The following is a 24,899-nucleotide window of genomic DNA, read 5'->3' on the forward strand; positions in this document are numbered from 1 at the left end:
TCCTTAGTCCTTCTTCAAGTGTTTTTCAAGTAAAGCATAACGCTCGTTTTCGATACGTTCTACTTCAGCAGCAGGTACGTAGTAGTCCACTTTTTTAGTGAATGAACTTACGATGAAGCTGATAACAGCACCAAGGAAAGTTGCAACGACTAACCACCAGATATGCCAGATTAAAGCGAAGCCCATTGCTGTAATGAACAAGGCAATAACAAAACCAGCAGCACGATCAGTTGGCATATGAATATCTTCATATTTCTCAGGACGTGCATACGCTACACCGTTCTCTTTATCATTCCAGAAAGTATCAATACCATTGATTTTTGGAATTTCAGCAAAGTTATAGAACGGAGCAGGGGATGAAGTAGACCATTCAAGTACACGGCCATCCCATGGATCGCCAGTGTTGTCCATGTTGTCGTGACGTTGTAAGAAACCAACAATAACTTGCATTAAGAAACAAGCAATACCGATTGCTACAAGCACAGCACCAAACAAAGCAATTGCTAAGTATGGATCCCATTCAGGGTTGTCATATGTATTCAAACGACGTGTCATACCCATGAAACCAAGGATATAAAGTGGCATGAATGCAAAATAGAAACCAAAGAACCAGAACCAAAACGATGCTTTACCCCAAGTTTCATTTAACTTCCAACCAAACATTTTTGGCCAGTAGAAAGTGATACCCGCGAACATACCAAATACAACACCACCAATAATTACGTTATGGAAGTGAGCGATCAAGAATAACGAATTGTGTACTAAGAAGTCAGCTGGTGGAACAGCCATCAATACACCCGTTAAACCACCGATACCGAAAGTCACAAGGAAGCCAAGTGTCCAGTACATTGGTGATGTAAAGGTAATGCGACCCTTATACATAGTGAATAACCATGAGAAGATTTTCACACCAGTAGGAATCGCAATAATCATGGTCATGATACCGAAGAACGCGTTGACGTTGGCACCAGCACCCATGGTAAAGAAGTGGTGTAACCATACCACGAAAGCAAGTACTGTAATCGCAATCGTTGCATACACCATAGATTTATAACCGAACAACGTTTTACGAGAGAACGTTGAAACGATTTCAGAGTAAAGACCAAAAGCAGGTAATACTAAGATATATACTTCTGGGTGACCCCATGTCCAAATCAAGTTCACATAGAGCATTGGGCTACCGCCAAGCTCATTGGTGAAGAAGTGGAAACCGAAGTAACGGTCAAGTGTTAACATTGCAATTGTTGCAGTCAATACTGGGAACGATGCAATGATCAATACTGCTGTACAAAGTGCAGTCCAAGTAAAGATCGGCATGTCCATAAGTTTCATACCAGGTGCACGCATTTTGATGATGGTAACAAAGAAGTTAACACCGGTTAAAAGCGTACCTAGACCAGAAACCTGGAGTGCCCAGATATAGTAGTCAACACCAACACCAGGAGAATATTGAATGCCAGAAAGAGGTGGATATGCCATCCAACCTGTTGCAGCAAACTCACCTAATACTAGAGAAACCATCATCAAACCAGCAGCACCAGCAAATAACCAGAAGCTCACAGAGTTTAATAATGGGAATGCAACGTCACGTGCACCAATTTGAAGTGGTACAGTAATGTTCATCATACCAACAACAAGACCCATTGCTACGAAGAAGATCATGATTACACCATGTGCGGTGAAGATCTGATCGTAATGGTCGGGATGTAAGTAACCTTCACCACCACCTTTTGCAAGGAACAGTTGAAGACGCATCATGATTGCATCAGCGAAGCCACGAAGTAGCATCACAACAGACACAAGAATATACATAATACCAATTTTTTTATGGTCTACAGATTTAAACCATACATTCCAGAGGTAACCCCATTTTTTGAAATAGGTGATACCACCGAAAACTGCAATTGCACCAAGAGCCATAATGACCATTGTTACAAGTACAATCGGCTCTTTAGGGATTGCATCCCAATTGAGTTTACCTAATAACAAAGACATGTCTTATTCCCCTACAGAAGCAGTTGCATGTTCAGCACCTGCATGTTCAGCGCCTGCATGGTCTGCACCATGGTAGTTGCTCATGTAAGTGTTGATGATGCTTTTGAACAAGTCAGGCGTAACTGAAGAATAATAAGTCACAGGATGAGGCTTAGTAGGGAATGGACCTTTACGTTCAGCTTCGTGTGCAGCTTTAATTTCTTCAGGAGTATGCGCATTGTTCAGCATTGCTTCAATTTGGTGTTTAGAACGATCACCATCTTTGAGCGTAGCAAATTCTGTCGCATCAAGCGTGGTTTTTTGGATCGCTTCAGGATTAATTGAAGTACCTTTACCTGCTTTAATAGCGTCTACCCAAGTGTTGAAGTCAGCATCTGAAACAGCATGAGCTCTAAAACGCATTTGCGTAAAGCCGTAACCGCTATAGTTCGCTGAGAATCCACGGTAGCCGTCTGCTGGACTTGGGTGTTCTGCAAGCATATGTAACTTAGTTTGCATACCCGCCATAGCATAAACCTGACCTGCTAACTTAGGAATGAAGAAAGAGTTCATTGTAAAGTTAGAAGTGATTTGAAATTCAATTGGTTTATTGACTGGGAAACGAACTTCGTTAATTGTAGCTATTTGTTGTTCAGGATAGATAAACACCCATTTAAACTGTTCAGCGACTGCTTGAATTTTTAAATGTTCTTCCATCTGACCTTGAGTATTTGTTAACGGTCTATAAGGGTCATATTTGTGTGAACCCCACCATGTTAAATACGCAAGAATAGCAATAATAATACATGGGATACCCCATACTACAATTTCAATCGCAGTAGAGTGTGCCCATGTAGGTTTATAGTCTGCATCTTTATTTGACGCGCGATATTTCCAACCAAACCACAATGCCATTAAGATCGAAGGAATTACGACCAATAACATTAAGTAAATCGCAGTCATCATCAGGCTACTTTGACCTTCAGCGACTGGACCTTTAGAGTTTAGAAGTACTATATCACCACCACACCCAGTTAAGAGTGCGGTGATCGCAGATAAAGACAATACAGCTAAAGTCGTTTGTCTCATTTTACAACCTCGGTGAAGAGTCCCATTCCCTATATAAATATGGGATAGCGATTAAAGTGCCGCATGATTGAAAATGACTATTATTTCTAAATAGAAAACATTCTCAATGATCTGACACCGCTACGTTGTAGGGCATTATGCCTCATATCGGCAAACTTAGCTATACATAGAGAATGAATATATTGATGTAAAAATACCTGAGACTTTTAGTCGGAATTATAAAGAAAACAAAAACATAAATTATTAATTTCTGAATGTTTAGCTATTAAAAATGGCGGTATAACCGCCATTTGAATTATTCTGAAAGATCAATAACTTTGGTTTTAGAAATACGATCATGCAATGCATAATTCTCTTTAGAGAAAAACATAAACAAATCAACAATGAAAATGATGGCGATAAGCGGCAATATACTCATAATTTGTGACAGAATGAGAAATAAGAATGAACGAACAAAAAAGCCTCTTAAAGAACCTGGTAATTGATTGGTATTTACATCAACAATCTGTAGTTTGAATATTTTTTTGCCAATAGATTGCCCAAATTTAGTAATCATAAAACATTGAGTGATCAAGAGAATGAGTACAAATACCATCAAACCAATATTGAGATAAGCTGGCATACTTTGGCTAATCATTTCTGCAATTTTAACTTGGTTTTCTACTGAGAAACCGTCTGAAGCAACTTTGACCGCATCTTCTGGCATGAAGTAAGCGATAGCCATAATTTGCGGTAAAAATAATAGGGCAAAATCTACAAGTTTAGCTGAAATTCGTTTGCCTACTGGGGCTGCTTTAGTGATTCTTTTTGTACTTTTTTCAATTTTAATATTTTTGATTGCAGGGTTTTGTTGAGGATCAATTTGTTCACTAGTAGATAATGTCGGAGAGACATAACCAATAGGTTCATAAACGAGTTTACCTTGTGTAAGTTCACCAAGCGCTTTCCATTCTGTTAATCCTTGATGCCAAGCTAAATCCGTTAGAAGCACTTGCTGGCTTGCAAGCATTTGATTCAGTTGTTCAATTGAATACGGACCTGCTTGTTGGTTATTTCTCGCCAAGTAAATTTGCATAAAACTCAATTCTCAAAATAAATCTAAAAGTACATAATTGGTAGATGAAAATGAACACAATCGCAACTTTGTTCACCTACTTTTTTAAACCACTATGTATACTAGATTTTTGAATGTATTAACATTAAATTTACACGAAATCTTAAAATATCAAGAAAATTTAACTTATCTAGTAGAAGAGGGTTGATTGTAAAACTGGGTCTAACATTTAACCTAAGTGAAGAAAACTTTAACTTACGATCATGTATCGAGTGATTGATATCTGTGCTGAAAGTAAGAAAATTTGAACTAGATCTTTGATATAGCTTAATTCAAAATTTTAAAAAATGTACATAAAAAAGACCCTGCTTGAGGGTCTTTTTTAACTGATTAGATTAAGACTGTTTAATCTTTTCTTCAGCAAGGAAGAACCAAGTATCTAAAACTGAGTCTGGGTTTAATGAAACAGATTCAATTCCTTGTTCCATTAACCATTTTGCAAGATCAGGGTGATCAGAAGGACCTTGACCACAGATACCTACATATTTACCGGCTTTACGGCAAGCATGAATTGCCATAGAAAGTAATGCTTTAACTGCTGGATCACGTTCATCAAATAAGTGAGAAACAATACCAGAGTCACGGTCTAAACCAAGTGTTAACTGGGTTAAGTCATTTGAACCAATAGAGAATCCATCGAAGTGTTCAAGGAACTGTTCAGCAAGTAATGCGTTTGTTGGTAATTCACACATCATGATTACTTTAAGACCATTCTCACCACGTCTAAGACCATTCTGAGCCAATAATTCAATAACACGTTTCGCTTCAGATACTGTACGTACAAAAGGAATCATGATTTGAATGTTGGTTAAACCCATTTCATCACGTGCTTTTTTCAATGCACGACATTCGAGTTCGAAGCAGTCACGGAAGTTATCAGATACATAACGACTTGCACCACGGAAACCAAGCATTGGGTTTTCTTCTTCAGGCTCGTAAAGCTTACCGCCAATCAAGTTTGCGTATTCATTTGACTTAAAGTCAGACATACGAACAATTACAGGTTTGTCAGCAAATGCGGCTGCAAGTGTAGAAATACCTTCAACCAATTTTTCAACGTAGAATTCAATCGGTGATGCATAACCTGCTGTACGTGCTAGAACTGCTGCACGTGTTTCGCGTGGTAGGCTGTCAATGTTTAACAAAGCTTTTGGATGTACACCAATCATACGGTTGATGATGAATTCTAAACGTGCAAGACCAATCCCTTCGTTTGGAATTTGAGCAAAGTCAAATGCACGGTCAGGGTTACCGACGTTCATCATAATTTTGAACGGTAGTTTAGGCATAGATTCGATAGAATTACGTTGAATTTCGAAATCCAATGCACCTTCATAAATAAAGCCTGTGTCACCTTCGGCACAAGAAACAGTGACTTCCTGACCATCTACAAGCACTTCTGTTGCATTACCACAACCTACGATAGCAGGAACACCAAGTTCACGTGCAATAATTGCAGCATGACAAGTACGACCACCACGGTTAGTTACAATTGCAGCAGCACGTTTCATCACTGGTTCCCAATCTGGGTCAGTCATGTCTGATACAAGAACATCACCTTCTTGTACTTTATCCATTTCTTTAATCGAAGTAACGATACGAACTTTACCAGAACCAATACGTTGACCAATTGAACGACCCTCACAAAGAACCGTGCCTTTCTGTTTAAGGAGGTAACGTTCCATTGTGCCGACATTCTCACGGCTTTTTACCGTTTCAGGGCGTGCTTGAACGATATAGATTTGATCATCATCACCGTCTTTTGCCCATTCGATATCCATAGGTGCTTGATAATGTTCTTCAATGATCAATGCTTGTTTAGCAAGTTCTTGAAGCTCTAAATCATTTAAAGCAAATTGTTGACGATCTGCTTTTTCAACATCTACAACGACAACAGATTTACCCGCAGCACCTTCTTCACCATAAATCATTTTTTGGTGTTTAGAACCAAGATTACGGCGAATGACGGCATGTTTGCCATTTCTTAGAAGTGGCTTAGAAACATAGAATTCGTCAGGGTTTACTGCACCTTGTACAACCATTTCTCCTAAACCGTAAGAAGCAGTAATAAATACTGCTTCACGGAAACCAGATTCTGTATCAAGTGTAAACATTACACCTGCAGCGCCTGTTTCAGAGCGAACCATACGCTGAATACCAGCAGAAAGCGCAACAATATCATGTGCAAAATTTTGGTGTACACGGTAAGCAATGGCACGGTCATTATAAAGTGAAGCAAAAACTTCTTTAATTGCGATGAGAACGTTGTCGATTCCACGAATGTTTAAGAACGTTTCTTGTTGACCCGCAAATGAAGCATCTGGTAAGTCTTCAGCAGTTGCAGAAGAACGTACCGCAACAGCAATGTCAGGATTACCATTAGAAAGGGCAGCAAATGCTTCGCGAACTTCAGTCTCTAGACCTGTAGTAAGTGGAGTTTCTACAATCCATTGACGGATTTTTGCACCAGTTTCTGCAAGTGCGATTACATCATCTACATTTAATGCTGCAAGTTCTGCATTGATTTTAGCATTTAGGCCACTTTGCTCTAGGAATTCGCGATATGCATCAGCAGTCGTTGCAAATCCACCTGGAACAGATACGCCAGCATTTGCTAAATGACTGATCATTTCCCCAAGTGAAGAGTTTTTACCACCCACGATCTCAACGTCGTGTTTACCTAGTTTTTCCAGACCGATTACGCGTGCTTCCAAAGTTGTTACTCCACTTATGCAGTATTAATCACTATCTTGGCATGAAATTATAACAAAAAACTTAGCATTTTGATTCAACTAAGTGATAGTCATGTAAGATGGGCTTACTATAAAGATTATACATCGCTAAGACAAATGTTTGAGGAGATTTTTAATGTCAGAAAGTAACCAAATAAAGCGGAGCGTATTTTTTATTTCTGATGGTACAGCGATTACGGCTGAAACCCTTGGGCATTCATTATTAGCGCAATTTCCTCATGTAAAGTTTGATATCCATATTATTCCCTATATTACCTCTGAAGAAGCTGCAATGAATGTGGTCGAAGAAATCAATAAAAGGGCGGATAAAGATGGTCAACAACCCTTGGTATTCGATACTTTGGTTGATCCTTATGTTCGAGATATTATTAACACTGCAAATGCTGTGAATCTTGATGTTTTTGAAGGGCTTATCAGTAAGTTGTCCGACGTTTTAGGTACTCCGCCTACAACTTTAGTCGGACAAACACATGCAGTGACTGATTCTGAGTCGTATAAAGCACGTATTGATGCTGTTCATTTTGCTTTAGATAATGATGATGGCGCACGTACACGCCATTATGATAAAGCTGATTTAATTTTGATCGGTGTATCGCGTTCTGGTAAAACACCCACTTCAATTTATTTATCTTTACAGTTTGGTATTCGGGTTGCAAACTACCCATTGACCGAAGAAGATTTGGACGATAACCGCTTACCTGCAGTATTGAAGGAGCATAAAAATAAACTATTTGGCCTGATGATTGATGCTGAACGTTTAGTCGCAATTCGTTCTGAACGTAAAGCTAATAGTCGCTATGCGAGCTTTTCACAGTGTCAGATGGAGCTACGTGCAGTCGAGGGAATCTATATTTCTGAAGGGATTAAATATTTAAATGTTTCAGAGATGTCGATTGAAGAGATTTCAACACGTGTTTTACAGATGACTGGGCTTAAACGTCGTATTGGATAATCCATTATTATGTTTTTTGATGTGTATTGTAATGTAAGGACAGTAGTGAGCTGAATCAAATTTGGCTCTTTTTCTTTTATGTTTATTATTTTTTATAGTGTGATTTGTTATATGAATAAGATATTAAAAATAAGTTCATTTTTCATGCTTGTAAGTGTACAAAGTATATTTGCACAACAAACCAATGTTGAATCATTGAGCAACTTTGAAAATGGTTTGGTTGAAAAATACTATCAAAAAACTTGTTCAGGGCGTGGTGAATGTGATCAGTACAATGAAAAAATTTCTAGTGAAATTGAAAATAAAATAAAAAATGATTCATCTAGTTTTGCATATTCGTTTGCAAAACTCACTGAGAAAAATATGCTGGATATCCATTACAGTCCTGATCGAAAAATCAAATTTTATACGATGGACGTTTCTGCTGGGGGAACGATGAGAGAACCATATAGTTTAATTCAAGTGAAACAAAGCAATGCTTTTGCTTCCCAAGAGTTATCTCAAGTTGGATTTATCGATAAAATTGTGCAAGTCAAAATTAAAAATCAAGATGTTTATTTGGTCACCAGTCTATTTATTAATAGTACCTGTTCAAGGGGCTATCGGATTCACTCCTTTGTGTTGAATAACGGCAAATTTGTCGCGCAACCCATTTTTGAAACCAAAACTCAAAAACTTGATTCAATTGGTATTGAAAATGATTGTCAGGGATGGGAACATTCTGCTGATGATTTTATCCGTATCTCAAAAGATTTAAAAAATATAGATATATTAGTGGTGAATGCTTCAGGAAAATTGACCAATAACTATTTACGTTACCAAAAGACTCCACAGGGTTATCGTTATAGTGGTGTTGTCAAATAATAGTTAATCTAAAAAATAAAAGAGGCTAAAAAGCCTCTTAAACTCGAATCTTCTAAACCTATTATTCGTAAGTAGTAATAATCACATCCACTAAATGTTCAATTCCTTCCATACTTTGTACGGCATGCTCAGTAATTTTAACGACTGGCCAAGTGATTAATTTACAGTTTTTACGTTGCACCGCTGTATAGTAGCTATCTGATTTTAAAAATACTTTATTCTTTAGCGCAGAGTTCGGCATCAATTGACGTTTTAACCATTGTTCCTGAACTTGCGATTCTAGATAACGAATCGCCAACATTGATTTAACACGATGATTAAATAATCGACGGTTTTTGATGATCAAAGGGTGTGAGATTAGCTTTTGGACACCTTTTTCAGTTTGCGGTAAGATAAAAGAGGGTATGATTTGAAAAACTTTTACAAATTCAGCACTGTTTAAAACATGGCTAAGATGTGTGACTGTAAGTTGGTTTGCACCGATAATTGCCACGTTTAAACCTGTAAAATCGATGAGTTTAATCTCGGTAGATGCAATAATTTTACCTTTATAATGCTTAAAAAATTCCGGCTGATTTTGAAAAAAACCTTCATTTTGACTCTTTTTCCTGTCGAGCATATTATTTCCTTTTTATATTAATTGGTCGCAGTGGGTTCAGATGTTAATTGATATATCCAACTTGGAACTTTAGGTAAAGACTTTTCAGGAATCTTGTCAGTCACGCTAACCATGGCATCAATCGGAATATGGAACCATTTCTTATTGCGATCTACTACATTTTTGCCATGAAATTGAATGATTTGAAACCACGGGTTACGGCGTCCCTCTACTGTTCTTCCGCCAATTTTCGAAAATTTATTCATTGCTGCATATAATTTTTCTTCGGGAAGCCCGAGCTTAATAACATTGTCACGCATTTTATTGATCAGTGGTAAGTAAGCCAAAATACCGAGCATCAAACGTGGGTCGATTACCCTTACAGCCATTTGGGCAAGCTCAATAACGCTTTTATTGATCCCTTGTGCTTCCATCACACTGAAACCTACCCCTAAATGCCGTGCTTCATCACCATTAATCAGTTCAAAGGCTTGGTGGCAAACTGGATCATCTACAGTATCCAATAAAAAGGTGCATAAAGCGCCATCCAAAGCAACTTCAAGCATGGGAATTACTGCGCCTAAAATATAAAAAGGCATTTCATCGGCATAGGTATCCAGCCATTCAATAATTAAACGTAAATTTTTATTTGGTTTAGGGATATCACCATCTAACATTCCCCAGCGTTTCATAAGCGCCATTTCTGCATTGGCATGGCGTTGTTCTTCAGCATGGAAGATGGCGTACATTTCACGTAAAGTTGCCGTTGGAGCTTTTTTTGACATTGCTGAAAATGCACGAGCACCGACATGTTCAATCCACATCAGATCTGCCATAAAGTCTTTAAGTTTTGGCCATTGTTCGACTGTAACCAGCTCTCGACCTGGTGCATCCCAATCAATATCGGATAAAGTCCATTGTGTATTTTTGACTTTATCTAACATTTTTTCTAAGTCAATTGAAGCCATAGCAAATCTATCAAAAATAAGGATTTCATTGCATTTTATTTAATATCTCTGTGAATCAATTGGCAAAGATATTCATTGTGGAATGATGAAAAATATCAACGCAGTAATGATTTGATTTTGAAAGTGAAAATTTAGCTAAGTGATTGAGATAAAAAGAAAGACTTGTCATAAAAGGACAAGCCTTATCATTTGGAGCAATAGATTGTTTAACAATTAAAATTTATCTTCAGGTGTTTCTAGTTCTTTAACCTCAACTTGCTGAACAGGGTGGGGCTGAGGCAGTTCAGGCTGTGAATGAGTTCTGAGATATTCCAAGTCTCGAATATTCTTTTGTACAGCAACAGCACCGAAGAGGCTAAGTAAAAAAGCCATGATATAAAAGCCTTTCTCACTGAGTGTCATCGTCGCATTCCATAAACCCAATGCGAGCAGAACAATACAGATCACCACGGAAGCCCAGCACAGTCCATAATAAATTGCTGTCACTTGCTGACCTTCAAGTTTATCCCGAACAACTTTTTGCAGTGAAACAGCAGAAAATAGACCATAAAGGATCAGGATTAAATAATAGCCTTTTTCATTTAATAGAATTTGTGCATTGAATAAACCGACACAGTAGGCCGCCGCACCAGCAAGCAAAGCCACCCAACTGACTGCAATAAAAGCAGGGGTGGGTTTATTGATATATTGGTTCATTGTTGTTCCTTATTACTATTTTACTGATTTTTATATGTTCTATTATGCTGATTTGAAATGAGATGGCAAATCTTTTCAATTTATGAGAGCTAATTCAAATAAAGTTTAAGTGTGGAAAATAGTAAATAGTATTTTAAATCAATTGGATATTTAAGCTATAGGGCAGTTTAATCAAAAAAAACCAAAATGAAATTTGTCATTTCATTTTGGTAAAGAGGAAAACATGATTGATTTGTATTATTTTTTTAAATCCATCAATAAACTAAAGTTGTCTAGGCGCTTCTGTGTATCATAAATATCGCAAGTGAAAATAAATTCATCTACCTGATATTTTTCTAAAAGTTGCTTTAGACCATTTTTCACTGTATCTGGTGAGCCAATTTGCGCCATACCTAAGAAGTTTTGTACGGAAATTTTCTCTGATGCAGACCACCGGCCTTCCATTGTTGCTATAGGCGGTTTCAGTTTTAAACTTTGCCCTGTCAGTAATGCAAGAATACGTTGATACACACTTGTGGCTAGATACTCTGCTTCCTCATCGGTTTGGGCAACGACAGTAGGAACCCCCATAGATACAAACGGTTTATTTAAATAGGCGGATGGTTCAAAATTTTCACGATAGAGCTGAATGGCTTGGCCTAACATTCTCGGTGCAAAATGTGAGGCAAATGAATAAGGAAGTCCTAATTTAGCCGCCAGTTGTGCGCTAAAAAGACTCGATCCTAAAAGCCACACAGGCACATGCGTACCTTGCCCTGGTGTTGCTTTAATTCTTTGCTGAGGCACTGCGTCGGCGAAATAGCTTAAAATTTCTAAAACATCTTGTGGAAATTGCTCTTCTGTTTCTTGACGACCACGTCTTAATGCACGCATGGTGGTTGGATCTGTTCCGGGCGCACGACCTAAGCCGAGTTCAATACGATTTGGATAGAGTGTTGCCAAGGTACCAAACTGTTCAGCAACCACTAAAGGTGCATGGTTGGGTAACATAATCCCTCCCGAGCCCACTTTAATATTTTTTGTATTGGCTAAGATGTAACCCAGCAATACAGCAGTTGCGGAGCTGGCGATACCGTCCATATTATGATGTTCAGCTAACCAAAGGCGATCAAAGCCCAACTGTTCTGCATGCTGGGCAAGTTGCAATGCATGCTTAAGTGAAAACTCAACTGTTTGATCTTCTCGAACAGGTGCGAGTTCTAGGATAGAGAACTTCGTATTCTTTAATGCGGTATCTGTTAAAGACGACATTTTTAAACTCGAAAATAATATATATCGAAATAATACGATATAAGTGTGCAAATGTATATCGAAAATTGTCGATATTTAGTGCTTTTAATGTTGATTTTATTATCCAAAAAAATTAAGCACCCGAAGGTGCTTGATTTAAATAATTGGATATTAATTTTGCAATGAAATTAATTTTTCCAGTTATTCCAACGGTTTTTGTTTTTGTAGTGACCATAATGATTGCCATTGTCTTTGCGATATCCACGGTCATTATAGCGATAATCAACATTACGATAACCGCTACGATCATAACGATCATTGTAACGTCCATAACGGCTGTCATAGCGGTCATCATAACGACGGTCGTCACTGACTTTTTGACCTAATGCCGAACCACCTGCAGCACCAAGACCTGCGCCAATATAGCCACCAGTTGAAGTTCCCGTCACATTACGACCTACGGTATAACCACCAGCACTACCTAAAGCGCCACCGATGATCGCACCATTACGGTCACGTTTATTTGATGAAGCGCCTGCGCCAACACCACCACCGATTGCAGAACCAATCATCGCACCTGTTGAACCACCCATTTGTTGCCCAATTGCAGCACCCACCACACCACCAAGTGCAGATGTTAATGCTGTATTGGTTGAGTTGCCTGCATGTGCAGTCGTCATCATTGTTGCTGCAATTACAGTTGCACCAAGGATTGCTTGTAATTTCATTTTAAACTCCTGATCGAAGCTTCTTCGAATTCTTTAACTTGAGGCTAGAATAACGAAACATTTAGCAATAATTATGGATTTGAATGTAAGCAATTTCTCTGTTTTGTGTGTGGATTGTATATTTGGCTGATTAATTTATTCATGATTAGTTTATGTTGATCTTATGAGGGGAATATTGTTGTCGTAATAATCATGATGATATTTTAATATTAAAATATCTTTTGAGATGCAGCTCTACCAATGTATAGCCATAACATACAGTCAACCTATTAAAAAACTTATATACAAGAATATAATTTCTCTTAATTAGCATTTTTAATTAAATCAATTGTATGGAAAATAAATTGTTTGATGATAAAAAGCTTGCAATGCCACACCTTACATTCAAAGTTTAAATACCTTTACGTAGGCGTTGCCTCACTTTTCAGATATGAAAAGATGATAAAAATCTTCCGTTTAACAGGGCTCTTGCGCTGCAAACAAAGCAGTGCTTTATTTTTGCTCATATACCCCCCGCCCAACGGCGACATCCATGTCGCCACACGGTAGGATAACCATCTAGGATTCACAAATACAAAAACTTATTCATAGCCAAAACTTCTCGATTTCATACAAAAAACATTAGCTTCATTGATGATCAATGACTGGATGAAAATCATTTGTATAAATAATTAGGGGGTTTGACTATAACGAAACGTGATAGTGATATGTGAATAAATATGAAGAATCGCTCGGGCTAAAGACAAATGATCGAAACTGAACGTTTAATTTTAAAACCATTTATGGAAAAAGATTTATTGGAAATCTCTGCTTTATTTCAGGATGAAGATTTTATGGCTTTTTCTCCCAATGGGGTTTTAACGACTGAGTCTGCCATAGGGCGATTTTGGGAGATTGAGAAACATTATAAAGAATATGGCTATGCAAAAATGGCGATTTTCTTAAAAGCAACTTAGCAAATTATTGGATATTGTGGTTTTGGAAAATGCGTATTGAATGGTAATCAAACCGTTGAATTAGGATTTCGTTTACTAAAACAAGAAAGGCGAAAGGGCTAGATAAAAGAAGCTGCAATCAAATTATGTGAAGATATTCAAGCTAGAGGCTTTAAAAATATAATTGCATTTTCTGAATAAAATAATGTTTCTGCGCATCAATCTTTACTTAAACTTTTATTTATACAAAGACTTACTTCTCATTTTTAAATATGCAGGTCATTTTTTTTGAAAAAGAAGTTGAAGAAAACGGAGCAGAGTAATATGAAAAATAAAAAAGCACCCGAAGGTGCTTGATATCATTCACGGATCAATTAGTGATGACGACGGTGTTTTTTGTAGTACTTTTTATTGTACTTACGTTGATCTGCATGGCGGTCTTGAGAAACTTTTTTTCCGAGAACCGAACCACCCGCCGCACCAGCAGCAGCACCAATATAACCACCTGTGGTACCACCCATATTTTTACCGACGGTATAGCCACCAACGCCACCTAAACCACCACCGATTGCAGCCGCAGTACGGTCTTTTCTATTGGTTGATGCTGCAGCACCACCTGCACCACCTACTGCTGAACCAATCATTGCGCCAGTGTTACCACCAATTTGTTTACCTACTGCAGTACCAACGACACTACCTAGAGCAGAAGTTGCTGCAATACGTGTTGAGTTGTCAGCATGGGCACTTACTGTCAATACTGAAGTTACTGCTAATATAGTGCTTAATATGATCGTATTAAATTTCATGTGTTGCTCCATGTCCTTATTTGGACAGTTCTATCTATATTCGATGTGGCAAATGTAACAAAAATTTTTCCAAAAAATGTGGAGAGGAATCTGAAAATTGATAGCGTTTGGTATCTGAATGTATATTTTCTATTAAAAGTGAATTTAAAACACCCATATTAGTCAACAAATAGCATGAATAATGGAGAAAACAAACATCTAATCAAAAATCATGTTGATCATCTTGCTATAAATTCTACTGCTTATTTTGATGGTTCTTATATAAATGTGTCATTTAAATGGCAGAATCGGTAAACTAGGCACAATTTTAGAATTTTCTTACCAATTTTAAATGGGCTGTTATAAAGCTCGATGTTTTTGGTGAGGCTTAGATTGAGAATGTATTTAAAATGAAAGAATCGTTACGTTTACGATTAGACCAACTTTGTGATCGACATGAAGAGTTAGAAGCATTATTAGCAGATGTTGAAGTCATTTCAGACAATAAGCGTTTTCGTAATTTGTCCCGTGAGCATAATGATTTATCCGAAATTACTGATGTCTGGAAAAAGTACAAGCAAGCTGAAGAAGATATTGAAACCGCAGAAGCTATGTTAACTGATCCAGATTTTAAGGATATGGCTGTTGAGGAAATCAAAGAGAACAAAGCTTTAATTGAACGACTCGAAAGTGAGTTGAATATTCTCATGATTCCTAAAGATCCCAATGATGCCAACTCAGCATATTTGGAAATCCGTGCGGGTACAGGTGGTGATGAAGCTGCGATTTTCTCGGGTGATTTATTCCGTATGTATAGTAAATATGCTGAAACTCAAAACTGGCGTATTGAAATCTTATCTGAAAATGAAGGCGAACATGGCGGATATAAAGAAATTATCTGTCTAGTGAATGGTGAAGGTGTTTACGGTCGTTTGAAGTTTGAAAGTGGAGCGCATCGTGTTCAACGTGTTCCAGCTACTGAGTCACAAGGCCGCGTCCATACTTCAGCTTGTACTGTGGCAATTCTTCCAGAAGTTGATGTAGACACTACTGTAGAGATTAATGCTGCGGATTTACGTATTGATACTTACCGTGCTTCTGGTGCGGGTGGTCAGCACATTAACAAAACGGATTCTGCTGTACGTATTACCCATCTTCCAACAGGTACTGTTGTGGAATGTCAGGATGAACGTTCACAGCATAAAAACAAAGCAAAAGCGATGGCATTATTGGCTTCACGTTTAGAAAATGCGAAACGCGCTGCTGCCGATGCAGCAACTTCTGAAATGCGCCGTGACTTGGTGGGTTCCGGGGATCGTTCAGAACGTATCCGCACATATAACTATCCACAAGGTCGTATGACAGATCACCGTATTAATTTAACTTTATACAAGTTAGATGCAGTAATGGAAGGTGATTTGACTGAGCTACTTGACAGTTTACATCGCGAATATCAAGCAGATCAGTTGGCGATGCTTGCACAACAAAATGGTGGTTAATGAATATTGCAAAGGCTTTGGCCTTACGTGGAGAAGCTGAAAGTTACGAGCGTCAAGAAAATGCTTGGTTACTTGAGCATATTTTAAAAATTGATGCATTTGATTTGTCACTTAAATCTACGCAAGAATTAACGGTTGAGCAAGAACAGCAATATGTTAACGGTTTAGCGCGGATTGCTGCTGGTGAACCATTGGCTTATGTGACTGGCTCACAACCATTTTGGACTTTGGATTTAACGGTTAGCAAAGATACTTTAGTTCCTCGTCCAGATACTGAGGTCTTGGTTGAAACAGTTTTAAATCTTGATTTGCCTGAAGATACTCGTATGGTTGATTTAGGTACAGGTACAGGTGCAATTGCATTATCACTAGCGAGTGAGCGTCCTAATTGGTCTATTATTGCCACAGATATCTATGAACCAACTCTAGAAGTTGCTCTACATAATGCTGAAAAGCATGACTTAGGGCAGGTCAAATTTTTCTTAGGAAGTTGGTTTAAAGCTTTGAATCGTCAATTTTTTGATGTGATTGTTTCGAATCCACCCTATATCGATGTTGATGATGAACATATGCAGCATCTCGCTTCTGAGCCTGAACGTGCTTTGGTTGCCCAACAGCATGGTTTGGCGGATATTGAGCATATTATTCAGCAAGGTAAAAAATGGTTGGCGACACAAGGCTGGATTGTACTTGAGCATGGTTATGATCAAGCTGAAGCAGTTCAAAACATTTTTAAAGGTGCTGGTTTTAAACAGGTCAGAACTGTTAAAGATTATGGTGGAAATGATCGTGTGACTTTAGGTCAATGGATAAATTAGAATTGGATTGTTGTTTTAAAAAGACTTTGTTGGGTTGCAGTGATTGCTCAATCAACAAAGTCTTTTTTAACGCACAATAAACTTTAAAAGAATTCGATGTATTTTTATATTTTGAAGTTGAGCTTTAGAAAAATAGCTTAAGTCAAATTACTTTTAACCAATTGAATTGGCTCTAACAGTTCTTCACCTAAAGAGCTGAGCATTTCTCTTTCAATTAAACGGGTAATCGAATCTAAAGGTAAATCATTTTCTTGTAGGCCAAATGGTTCTTCAAGCTGGGCACTCAAAGCATCTAGACCTAAAAATAAATAAGCAATTAAACTGACGATAACAGGTGTCCAAATACCTAAGCTAGCTTCTAAGCTAAATGGTAGAATCAAGCAAAAACAATATACTGTACGATGTAATAAGACTGAATAGGAATAAGGCAGGGGGGTACTTAAAATACGATCACATCCGGCCTGAATATTACCAAGTGCAACAATATGTTGGTTTAAACCCTGATAGATAATGTCAGAAATTTCACCTGTTTTAAGTGATTGAACTAAAGATTTTTGAATTTCTTCTAAAACAAATTGTGAGGCATTGAGGTGATTTTTCAGCTGGTTAAAGGTCAATTCATCTAAATCGACTTTATTATTATAAAAATTAATGGATTGGTTTTGATTGCGTAAGCGATTTCTTAATAAACAGGTAAAAAGCATCACACGATACATTAAAACTTTACGCTGGCTTTCTTTTAAAACATGAGTATCACGAGAAAGGTGTCGTGATGTTGCAATCAATGAACCCCAGAGTTTACGACCTTCCCACCAACGATCATAGCAAGCAGTATTCCTGAAACTTAAGAAAATAGAGAGGATAATGCCGAACACGGTAAATCCAATTGCTGGTACAGCAGGAATTGTAAAATAGTGATGTGATGATAGGTAAACCAGAACTGTCGAGATCAGCACAACAAAGGTTAATGCGGGTAAGACTTTGGGAAGAATGGTGCCGTGCCAAGCAAAGAGAAGTGCGAAGCTGTTACTTTTATCTCGAATGATCATACTGTCTACCTAAATATTACTGCGACAGTGTTTCATAGAGAAAAGCAGAAATGCAAGTTGCAAATAAGCAATTTAAAAAAATACGGCTGATCAAAAGCCGTATCTGAATGGTTTAAGTTCTCCAACGTAAAAACCAGTTTTCAATCAATTTCATTAGACTATCTGTGATTTTACCGAGGACAGCCAGCAAGATAATCGCAATAATCACAATATCGGGCCGTGAGGTTTCTCGACCATCACTGAGCAGATAACCGATACCTTGTGTAGCTGCAATCAGTTCTGCTGCAATCATAAACATCCACGCTAGGCTTAAACTATTTCTTAGTCCAACGAGAATTCCAGGAGATGCAGCAGGCAGAACAATTTGGAAGATAGTTTGTAGATAGGTCAGACGGTATACTTTTGCCACTTCTAACAACTTTGTATCAACACCATGTATGGCAGATACGCTATTGGTATAGGTGGGAAAGAATGCACCAATCGCGATTAAAGTAATTTTGGAGGCTTCATCAATGCCTAACCACAAAAGCAATAACGGAATCCAAGCAAGGCTTGGAATAGATTTGATTGCTGAAAATGTAGGTTCTAAAAATTCCTCAATGTGTTTGTTTAAACCCACTGCAAGTGCAAAAATTAGCCCCAATAAGCTACCAATAAAAAATCCTAAAAATACGCGCCAAGTGCTGGTATAAATATGGGTAAATAAATCACCTGCGGCAAGCTCCTTGAATGAGCTAACTAAGCTACTTGGGGCAGGGAGAAGATAAGACTCAATCCATCCAAAACGAACTAAATACTCACATAATAAAATGAACAACAACGGAATCGTAATTCCTTTGACCCATTTTAAAACATTGGCCTTAAAGGCAGGTTTGTATAAACCCGCCTGCGCTATATGTACATTTGATTGTCTGTGCATCGATTGAGTATGTGTAGACCTTGTCATTACTTCTCAGCAACCTTGCCAATGACCTTTTGCGCATATTTGCTGTCAAATAGTTGATCCACAACTTGATTTACATTAGTTCCTTTTCGAACCAGTTCCTCTTCAGTCAAAATAGTGCCTGCTTTCTTTAGCGCATTAAGATGTTTCGCGGTTGGAATATTTTGATCTAGATTAGTTCGACTCAATTGCAACTTCGCCACTTCAAGTGGCAATTTTGCTTCACGTGCTAATAATTCTGCAAGCTTATCTGGATTGGCTTTTGCCCATTTACGTGCTTGTTCATAAGCTTTAATTACAGCCTCAACTGCTTCTGGGCTTTGGGTGCTAAATTGATCTTTTACACTTAACACACTGTAACTATTGAAAGCGATATTGCGATAGAGCAGTTTTGCACCTGTTTGCAATTGTGCAGACGCCATCAGTGGATCAAGACCAGCCCAAGCATCTACCTGACCACGTTCTAAAGCTGTTTTTCCATCTGGATGTTGTAGATGTACCAATTGCACATCGCGTTTATTTAAGCCAACCGTTTCAAGTGCTTGAAGAGTGAATAAGAATGGATCTGTACCTTTTGTTGCAGCAATTTTTTTCCCTTTGAGGTCTTTTAAGGATTTGATTGCTGAGTTTTTAGCTACGACTAATGCAGTCCATTCTGGCTGGCTTTGGATATAAACCGTTTTAATCGGACTGCCATTGGCACGACTCAATACTGCTGCTAAACCCGCAGTCGAGGCGAAATCGATACTGCCACTGTTTAAATATTCAAGTGAACGGTTACTGCCTTGGCTAAATACCCATTTGACCTCGGTTTTGGGTAAGGCTTTTTCTAACAGCTTTTGTTCTTTAACCACTAAACTTGTTGGGGCGTAATAGGCATAGTCTAATTTCAATGTTGTTGGGATGGCTGCAAAAGAATACGTTGCGGTTAAACTTAAGGCTAAGGTGGAAACTAAGCGTGTCATTTTTTTGCTAAAAACTTTCATATATACCCCATAAAACTCAAAGAGAAACACAGAGCTAGATATGTATATTTTTTAGGGTGAAAGCACAAAAAAGAAAAACAGATATTGACTTCTTAAAATATGAAATGTAAAAAATATTGGTTTAACCATTTGAATTAATTTATGTTTCTGGGATATGCATATTTGTTTGTTGAATAGATGATTATTGAAATGAGTTATAAAAAAATATTCTAATTAAATTTTAGTCATTAGACAAAAAAAATGCCTCGGTATCGAGGCATTTTTGGATTGGGGTAAATTAAACTGGATAATCTTCCAGACTATCTGCAATTTCAACTTGGTCTAATGCATTGGTTTCAAGTGCCAGACAGAGCGCAACAATTTTTGCAGTATCAGCAATATTTTCTTTTTTCATTGCTAAGCCTGATTGAATTGCATCTAATCGTTCTTGGTGAATATCAAGCGCTTGTGCGACTTCTGATGCATCATTGGTTTTGAAAAAATCATTCATGGCATGTTCAAAGTCATGATCTGAAGCTTTTAAAATACCTTCGATAAGCTCATCTAAATGTTCAGTTTGAGCAGAAAGGGAATGGATAAAGTTTTGAACTAGATTTTGTTCTAGTACATCAATCATCTTAATCATGTTAGTGACCTAAAAGTGATTAAAGGGGAGGAGGGTACAACAGGGAATAAGCAGAAAATCTGCTTTAAATTGGGTAATAAATATACCATTTTTGATCAAATTGCAACCTGATTCAGATGAGCTGTAAACAGAGAGCCTGACTTTATATTGATATATTTTTTTATTATAGTTTTGATTTAAAAGAAATTTCCTAAAATACCGTTTTTTTATTGAACGATGTTATTTGGGTTCTCTATAAGCACCTGGACTTAGACCAGTCCATTTTTTAAATGCCCGATGAAATGCGCTGGCATCCTGAAAATTCAACAGCTCACTGATGTCTTGTAAGGTATATGTGGTTTTACAAAGTAGTTCAATCGCCATGTCCCGCCGTATATCATTTTTGAGTTGTTGGTAACTGCTACCTTCATTTTTTAAACGGCGTTGTATAGTGGCTTCTGAAATATTGAGCTGCGCAGATAGTTCACCAAGTTCTAACCATTCAGCAGGAGCAATAGAAAGTAATTGCTTGCGAATCATTGAACTTAAAGCCAAAGGATTCTTAAATCTTAATAGTAGATTTTCGGGGGTGTTTTTAATAAAACTATACCAAGATTTTTGGTCGCGTTTGATTTGAATATTTAAGTAGTTTGCATCGAATTGCAGATAATTTTCAACTGCTTGGTAAGTAATATTTTCACAGAATCGAACGCGATAATCGTTGTCATCTTCAGGAGGCATGCATTTTAATTGTAATTGATTGAGTAAAATTCTTTGATCTGCTAACCAACAGATTAAACTGTGAACCAACATGATATAAGTGGCATAGCAGAACATGCGCTTGGTTTGTAATTTGTCTGTAATGACAATGTATGCATAATTTTCATCTACAATCATTTTGCTGGAGAAATCATCCAAGACAAAATTAAAATATTGCAAAATTTGTTCAATCGCAGTCTGTAGGGTATCCGCTTGCATGACCATTTTAGACAATAAATTATAACAACCACGTCGCATCTGATGCGAGTCCATGCCAAAGAACTCATCATTCATATGGTCAGCTATTTTAGTCCAAAGTTTTGCATAAGCAGAAACAGCAATACGTGATTTGGCTGCCTGAAATATTTCCATTGGTATTTCTGCATCATGCAAAATCTGCTTTATATCATAGCCCTTATCTTGGGCACTTTTCAGGGCTTCATGTACCAATGCAATAGAAATTGTGCCTTTGCTTTCACTGAATTGTTGAATATTCACAAGGTATACTTTAATAAAACCAGATAATTTATGAAATTTTAAACAAAATTAAAGTAATTATGCATTTATTTTATTGTGGAAATAAAATGAATACAGAAACATATACTCAAATTTTATTCTAGATTCGTCAATGAATAATATGCTTTTTCTTGGCTTTAGCTCAATCTTTTATTACAAGAATGAAAGGGCTAGCTGTTGCAATTGATTAGCATTGAAAATAAATGATAATTTGTTATTTTAATGCATCTATGGTCAAAAATAATGTATAAAAATGAAATATTCACTTTTATTGCCATTACTGGTATTGCCAATCACAGTATTTGCACTTGAAAATACAAATAAAGAGCGACAGTGCCTGAATGTAAACGAAAGTATTACAGTTAAGTCTTGTCTAATAGTCCATGGGATTGGTACTGATGCTGAATATGTTGAACTTAATTTTAGTAAAAAAGTGTTTTTTATTGAAAAGCCAATAATATGTTATAACACCGAGTGTGATGTAAGACTTGGTGATCAATTTAATCATCTCAAAGTTGCTGAAGTCTATTATTTAAGTGAGAAAAATAAAAAGCAAACAACACGGTTAATTGGTAAATATTGGACGTGCTATAAACAAATCGATGGAAAAATTAATGTGTGTTATAGAGAAAAATAAGTATTTTAAGATTATAAGAGCATTGATCCATTCTCTCCTATTCTTTTATGTTGTGATTTGACGCTGTTGATCTTATGAAATATTGCTATTGTCCAAATACATCATACAAGATGCAACTTTTGGAAATTGTACTCAAGCTTGACTATGTTTACTCTGCATCTTAAGTCGAAAGTGGGTTTAATTCATCATTTAAACTGCTCTATTCAAACAATGAACTAGGAAAATAAAATGAAAATTGAAGGAAAAGTTTTTGTAGTGACTGGTGGTGCATCTGGATTAGGTGCTGCTACAGCCACACATTTGATTGGTCAAGGTGCGAAAGTGATCATGGTGGATATGAATCACCAGCTTGGCGAAGAAATGCAGAAGCGCTTAGGTGAAAAATCAAAATTTGTTCAACTTGATGTGACGGATGAAATTGCTGTTGAACAATTCTTTAAAAATGTGGAACAGGATTATGCGCAATTAAATGGCTTAATTAATTGTGCAGGGATTGGTCCATCCGCCAAAGTTCTGGGTAAAAATGGCATCCATGCTTTAGATGCATTTCAAAAAGTATTGAATATTAATGTCGCAGGAACATTTAACATGCTGCGTTTTGCCGCAGATGTCATTTCTCGTTATGAGTTACAAGTAGGTGAAGAAGATCGTGGTGTGATTATTAACACTGCTTCAGTGGCTGCGTTTGATGGCCAAATTGGTCAATCCGCTTATGCTGCGTCTAAAGGTGCTGTTGTTGCAATGACATTACCTTTGGCTAGAGAACTTGCGCAACATGCCATCCGTGTGATGACCATTGCACCAGGGATTATGGAAACCCCAATGTTGAAATCATTACCACAAAATGTTCAAGATGCGCTGGGTGATATGGTGCCTTTTCCTAAACGCCTTGCGAAGCCTGAAGAGTTTGCACAGCTTGTTGGTCATATTTGTGAAAATAGCTATTTAAATGGTGAAACAATTCGATTAGACGGCGCAATCCGTATGCAGCCAAAGTAATCCGGTCTAATCTATCTGCTTATGTCTAAAGTTGCTTTAACGCAAGCAATAGCAAACTTTTAAAAAATCAATACTGCCTGACATGATCTCAACCATCGTGTTAGGTGGACTTCAGCCTAAATTTATACAAACAACAAGATTTGACTGGTCGCTGATCATGATTGCAGTGATTTAAAATTTAAAAGTGCTGAGAGGGATGCTCATATGATTCTCAATGATGAACAAAAAATGGTTCAGGAAATGATGCGGAATTATTCGCAGAATAAACTTAAATCCACTGCTGCTGAACGTGATAAAACTGCAAAATTTCCTCATCAAGAACTCAAAGAATTAGGTGAACTGGGTGCATTAGGCATGACCGTATCTGATCAATGGGGTGGCGCAGGTTTGGACTATATTTCCTTGGTGACGGCAATTGAAGAAATTGCCGCAGGAGATGGTGCAATTTCAACCATTGTCAGCGTACAAAATTCTTTGCCTTGTGGAATAATCCAAAAATATGGGACAGACCAACAAAAACAAGACTACTTAATACCATTGGCAACAGGTCAATGGCTTGGCTGTTTCTGTTTAACCGAACCACAGGCGGGTTCAGACGCAGGTGCTTTGCTATGTAAAGCAGAACGTGATGGCGATTCATGGGTAATTAATGGAACCAAACAATTCATTACGTCTGGAAAGCACGCACAAGTGGCGATTGTATTTGCAGTTACGGATAAATCCGCAGCGAAGAAAGGGATTTCTTGTTTTATCGTTCCAACCAATACAGAAGGTTATATCGTTTCTCGGATTGAAGACAAAATGGGGCAACATTGCTCAGATACTGCAACAATTGTTTTTGAGAATTGTCGGATTCCTGCTGAGAACATATTAGGAAATGAGGGGGAAGGATATAAAATCGCCTTGTCGAATTTAGAGTCAGGTCGCATTGGTATTGCCGCTCAATGTGTGGGAATGGCACGAGCAGCATTGGAAGCTGCGGTTGAATATGCCAATCAGCGTAAAGCTTTTGGAGTAGAGTTGGTACAACATCAGGCTGTAGCATTTCGCTTAGCCGATATGGCCACTCAAATCGAAGCAGCACGGCAGTTGATTTACCATGCCGCAACTTTAAAAGATACAGGTTTACCTTGTCTAAAAGAAGCATCAATGGCGAAGTTATTTGCATCTGAAATTGCTGAAAAAGTCTGTTCAGATGCGATACAAATTCATGGTGGTTATGGTTATGTCGCTGATTTTCCGGTTGAGCGAATCTATCGAGATGTTCGAGTCAGCCAGATTTATGAAGGCGCTTCCGATATTCAACGTTTAGTTATCGCAAGAGCGGTGATTCATTAAGTTCAATTGTAGATTAGCGCATCAAAATTCTATCTCAAGACCAGCTTCGCACTGGTCTTTTTTTA

23 protein-coding genes are annotated in these 24,899 nt (G+C 37.6%); 8 read left to right on the plus strand and 15 right to left on the minus strand.

Translation table 11 applies throughout. The features are described from left to right. Window positions 1–3 precede the first annotated feature (3 nt). From cyoB to ppsA, 4 genes are all read right to left on the minus strand, one after another. Window positions 4–1,995 carry a cytochrome o ubiquinol oxidase subunit I gene (gene cyoB, locus AC2G3J_RS07410; protein WP_004719352.1) on the minus strand — a complete coding sequence of 664 codons (1,992 nt, stop codon included), beginning with the start codon at window positions 1,993–1,995 and terminating at the stop codon, window positions 4–6. Between the two features lie 3 nt (window positions 1,996–1,998). After that, window positions 1,999–3,063: a ubiquinol oxidase subunit II gene (gene cyoA, locus AC2G3J_RS07415; RefSeq protein ID WP_336954469.1), complete on the minus strand. Its 1,065-nt coding sequence runs from the start codon at window positions 3,061–3,063 to the stop codon at window positions 1,999–2,001. Between the two features lie 295 nt (window positions 3,064–3,358). Beyond that, window positions 3,359–4,138, minus strand: a complete 780-nt coding sequence (locus tag AC2G3J_RS07420) for an RDD family protein (RefSeq protein WP_336954470.1) — start codon at window positions 4,136–4,138, stop codon at window positions 3,359–3,361. A gap of 374 nt (window positions 4,139–4,512) precedes the next feature. After that, window positions 4,513–6,891, minus strand: coding sequence for a phosphoenolpyruvate synthase (gene ppsA / locus AC2G3J_RS07425; protein ID WP_056512635.1), 2,379 nt, complete (start codon window positions 6,889–6,891; stop codon window positions 4,513–4,515). Between the two features lie 154 nt (window positions 6,892–7,045). Here ppsA and ppsR point away from each other — a divergent pair, with 154 nt between their 5' ends. Further along, on the plus strand, window positions 7,046–7,882 hold the full coding sequence (gene ppsR, locus AC2G3J_RS07430) for a posphoenolpyruvate synthetase regulatory kinase/phosphorylase PpsR (protein WP_004719361.1): 837 nt from the start codon (window positions 7,046–7,048) through the stop codon (window positions 7,880–7,882). 144 nt (window positions 7,883–8,026) lie between these two features. Next, window positions 8,027–8,746, plus strand: coding sequence for a hypothetical protein (locus AC2G3J_RS07435; protein WP_336954472.1), 720 nt, complete (start codon window positions 8,027–8,029; stop codon window positions 8,744–8,746). 61 nt (window positions 8,747–8,807) lie between these two features. On the opposite strand, the gene AC2G3J_RS07440 is transcribed toward AC2G3J_RS07435, so the two are convergent. From AC2G3J_RS07440 to AC2G3J_RS07460, 5 genes are all read right to left on the minus strand, one after another. Next, the gene (locus AC2G3J_RS07440; RefSeq protein WP_336954474.1) at window positions 8,808–9,365 is read right to left on the minus strand and encodes an NAD(P)/FAD-dependent oxidoreductase; all 558 of its coding nucleotides are present in this window, start codon (window positions 9,363–9,365) and stop codon (window positions 8,808–8,810) included. A gap of 17 nt (window positions 9,366–9,382) precedes the next feature. After that, on the minus strand, window positions 9,383–10,312 hold the full coding sequence (locus tag AC2G3J_RS07445; RefSeq protein ID WP_336954475.1) for a ferritin-like domain-containing protein: 930 nt from the start codon (window positions 10,310–10,312) through the stop codon (window positions 9,383–9,385). A gap of 213 nt (window positions 10,313–10,525) precedes the next feature. Next, a complete protein-coding gene (gene yiaA / locus AC2G3J_RS07450; protein WP_336954477.1) occupies window positions 10,526–11,008 on the minus strand; it encodes an inner membrane protein YiaA in 483 nt (160 codons plus the stop codon). Window positions 11,009–11,245: 237 nt separating this feature from the next. Next, entirely contained in the window at window positions 11,246–12,259 is a 1,014-nt protein-coding gene (locus AC2G3J_RS07455) for an LLM class flavin-dependent oxidoreductase (protein ID WP_336954478.1), read from the minus strand. 167 nt (window positions 12,260–12,426) lie between these two features. Next, window positions 12,427–12,966, minus strand: a complete 540-nt coding sequence (locus tag AC2G3J_RS07460; protein WP_056512651.1) for a glycine zipper domain-containing protein — start codon at window positions 12,964–12,966, stop codon at window positions 12,427–12,429. A 746-nt stretch (window positions 12,967–13,712) separates the two neighbouring features. Here AC2G3J_RS07460 and AC2G3J_RS07465 point away from each other — a divergent pair. After that, complete coding sequence (locus AC2G3J_RS07465) at window positions 13,713–13,922, plus strand: GNAT family N-acetyltransferase (RefSeq protein ID WP_419327772.1); 210 nt, start codon at window positions 13,713–13,715, stop codon at window positions 13,920–13,922. Window positions 13,923–14,275: 353 nt separating this feature from the next. Here the strand turns inward: AC2G3J_RS07465 and AC2G3J_RS07470 are convergent, their stop codons facing one another. Continuing rightward, window positions 14,276–14,707, minus strand: coding sequence for a YMGG-like glycine zipper-containing protein (locus tag AC2G3J_RS07470; protein WP_336954287.1), 432 nt, complete (start codon window positions 14,705–14,707; stop codon window positions 14,276–14,278). Window positions 14,708–15,096: 389 nt separating this feature from the next. Between AC2G3J_RS07470 and prfA the strand changes: the two genes are divergently transcribed. Both prfA and prmC read left to right on the plus strand, forming a co-directional pair. Continuing rightward, window positions 15,097–16,185: a peptide chain release factor 1 gene (prfA, locus tag AC2G3J_RS07475; RefSeq protein ID WP_336954286.1), complete on the plus strand. Its 1,089-nt coding sequence runs from the start codon at window positions 15,097–15,099 to the stop codon at window positions 16,183–16,185. Next, a complete protein-coding gene (gene prmC, locus AC2G3J_RS07480) occupies window positions 16,185–17,003 on the plus strand; it encodes a peptide chain release factor N(5)-glutamine methyltransferase (RefSeq protein ID WP_336954285.1) in 819 nt (272 codons plus the stop codon). The genes prfA and prmC overlap by 1 nt, the downstream gene beginning before the upstream one ends. Before the next feature lie 137 nt (window positions 17,004–17,140). Here the strand turns inward: prmC and AC2G3J_RS07485 are convergent, their stop codons facing one another. The 5 genes from AC2G3J_RS07485 to AC2G3J_RS07505 all read right to left on the minus strand — a co-directional run bounded on the left by AC2G3J_RS07485 (window position 17,141) and on the right by AC2G3J_RS07505 (window position 21,842). After that, the gene (locus tag AC2G3J_RS07485) at window positions 17,141–18,052 is read right to left on the minus strand and encodes a bestrophin family protein (RefSeq protein ID WP_336954284.1); all 912 of its coding nucleotides are present in this window, start codon (window positions 18,050–18,052) and stop codon (window positions 17,141–17,143) included. 112 nt (window positions 18,053–18,164) lie between these two features. Next, on the minus strand, window positions 18,165–18,998 hold the full coding sequence (locus AC2G3J_RS07490) for an ABC transporter permease (protein WP_419327773.1): 834 nt from the start codon (window positions 18,996–18,998) through the stop codon (window positions 18,165–18,167). Beyond that, window positions 18,998–19,981 (minus strand): aliphatic sulfonate ABC transporter substrate-binding protein, encoded by a 984-nt coding sequence (locus AC2G3J_RS07495; RefSeq protein WP_419327774.1) that lies wholly within the window; start codon window positions 19,979–19,981, stop codon window positions 18,998–19,000. Before AC2G3J_RS07495 ends, AC2G3J_RS07490 begins: the two co-directional genes overlap by 1 nt. A 277-nt stretch (window positions 19,982–20,258) precedes the next feature. Beyond that, complete coding sequence (locus AC2G3J_RS07500; protein WP_336954281.1) at window positions 20,259–20,606, minus strand: hypothetical protein; 348 nt, start codon at window positions 20,604–20,606, stop codon at window positions 20,259–20,261. Between the two features lie 219 nt (window positions 20,607–20,825). Next, entirely contained in the window at window positions 20,826–21,842 is a 1,017-nt protein-coding gene (locus AC2G3J_RS07505) for an AraC family transcriptional regulator (protein ID WP_483770895.1), read from the minus strand. A gap of 271 nt (window positions 21,843–22,113) precedes the next feature. On the opposite strand from AC2G3J_RS07505, the gene AC2G3J_RS07510 reads away from it, so the two are divergent. From AC2G3J_RS07510 to AC2G3J_RS07520, 3 genes are all read left to right on the plus strand, one after another. Continuing rightward, the gene (locus AC2G3J_RS07510) at window positions 22,114–22,497 is read left to right on the plus strand and encodes a hypothetical protein (RefSeq protein ID WP_336954279.1); all 384 of its coding nucleotides are present in this window, start codon (window positions 22,114–22,116) and stop codon (window positions 22,495–22,497) included. A gap of 228 nt (window positions 22,498–22,725) precedes the next feature. Further along, window positions 22,726–23,496: a 3-hydroxyacyl-CoA dehydrogenase gene (locus tag AC2G3J_RS07515; protein WP_336954277.1), complete on the plus strand. Its 771-nt coding sequence runs from the start codon at window positions 22,726–22,728 to the stop codon at window positions 23,494–23,496. A 204-nt stretch (window positions 23,497–23,700) separates the two neighbouring features. Continuing rightward, window positions 23,701–24,834 (plus strand): acyl-CoA dehydrogenase family protein, encoded by a 1,134-nt coding sequence (locus AC2G3J_RS07520; protein ID WP_419359571.1) that lies wholly within the window; start codon window positions 23,701–23,703, stop codon window positions 24,832–24,834. Window positions 24,835–24,899 lie beyond the last annotated feature (65 nt).

Source organism: Acinetobacter legionensis (genome assembly GCF_057165765.1).

Excerpts from the sequence above, each read along its gene's own strand:
- AC2G3J_RS07440 (WP_336954474.1), bottom strand. The coding sequence starts at position 9,365 with ATGCTCGACAGGAAAAAGAGTCAAAATGAAGGTTTTTTTCAAAATCAG.
- AC2G3J_RS07510 (WP_336954279.1), top strand. The coding sequence starts at position 22,114 with ATGAAATATTCACTTTTATTGCCATTACTGGTATTGCCAATCACAGTA.
- AC2G3J_RS07515 (WP_336954277.1), top strand. The coding sequence starts at position 22,726 with ATGAAAATTGAAGGAAAAGTTTTTGTAGTGACTGGTGGTGCATCTGGA.
- prfA (WP_336954286.1), top strand. The coding sequence starts at position 15,097 with ATGAAAGAATCGTTACGTTTACGATTAGACCAACTTTGTGATCGACAT.
- yiaA (WP_336954477.1), bottom strand. The coding sequence starts at position 11,008 with ATGAACCAATATATCAATAAACCCACCCCTGCTTTTATTGCAGTCAGT.
- AC2G3J_RS07500 (WP_336954281.1), bottom strand. The coding sequence starts at position 20,606 with ATGATTAAGATGATTGATGTACTAGAACAAAATCTAGTTCAAAACTTT.
- AC2G3J_RS07520 (WP_419359571.1), top strand. The coding sequence starts at position 23,701 with ATGATTCTCAATGATGAACAAAAAATGGTTCAGGAAATGATGCGGAAT.
- AC2G3J_RS07455 (WP_336954478.1), bottom strand. The coding sequence starts at position 12,259 with ATGTCGTCTTTAACAGATACCGCATTAAAGAATACGAAGTTCTCTATC.
- AC2G3J_RS07460 (WP_056512651.1), bottom strand. The coding sequence starts at position 12,966 with ATGAAATTACAAGCAATCCTTGGTGCAACTGTAATTGCAGCAACAATG.
- AC2G3J_RS07465 (WP_419327772.1), top strand. The coding sequence starts at position 13,713 with ATGATCGAAACTGAACGTTTAATTTTAAAACCATTTATGGAAAAAGAT.
- AC2G3J_RS07420 (WP_336954470.1), bottom strand. The coding sequence starts at position 4,138 with ATGCAAATTTACTTGGCGAGAAATAACCAACAAGCAGGTCCGTATTCA.
- AC2G3J_RS07435 (WP_336954472.1), top strand. The coding sequence starts at position 8,027 with ATGCTTGTAAGTGTACAAAGTATATTTGCACAACAAACCAATGTTGAA.
- AC2G3J_RS07490 (WP_419327773.1), bottom strand. The coding sequence starts at position 18,998 with ATGACAAGGTCTACACATACTCAATCGATGCACAGACAATCAAATGTA.
- AC2G3J_RS07470 (WP_336954287.1), bottom strand. The coding sequence starts at position 14,707 with ATGAAATTTAATACGATCATATTAAGCACTATATTAGCAGTAACTTCA.
- AC2G3J_RS07485 (WP_336954284.1), bottom strand. The coding sequence starts at position 18,052 with ATGATCATTCGAGATAAAAGTAACAGCTTCGCACTTCTCTTTGCTTGG.
- AC2G3J_RS07445 (WP_336954475.1), bottom strand. The coding sequence starts at position 10,312 with ATGGCTTCAATTGACTTAGAAAAAATGTTAGATAAAGTCAAAAATACA.
- cyoA (WP_336954469.1), bottom strand. The coding sequence starts at position 3,063 with ATGAGACAAACGACTTTAGCTGTATTGTCTTTATCTGCGATCACCGCA.
- ppsR (WP_004719361.1), top strand. The coding sequence starts at position 7,046 with ATGTCAGAAAGTAACCAAATAAAGCGGAGCGTATTTTTTATTTCTGAT.
- cyoB (WP_004719352.1), bottom strand. The coding sequence starts at position 1,995 with ATGTCTTTGTTATTAGGTAAACTCAATTGGGATGCAATCCCTAAAGAG.
- prmC (WP_336954285.1), top strand. The coding sequence starts at position 16,185 with ATGAATATTGCAAAGGCTTTGGCCTTACGTGGAGAAGCTGAAAGTTAC.
- AC2G3J_RS07495 (WP_419327774.1), bottom strand. The coding sequence starts at position 19,981 with ATGAAAGTTTTTAGCAAAAAAATGACACGCTTAGTTTCCACCTTAGCC.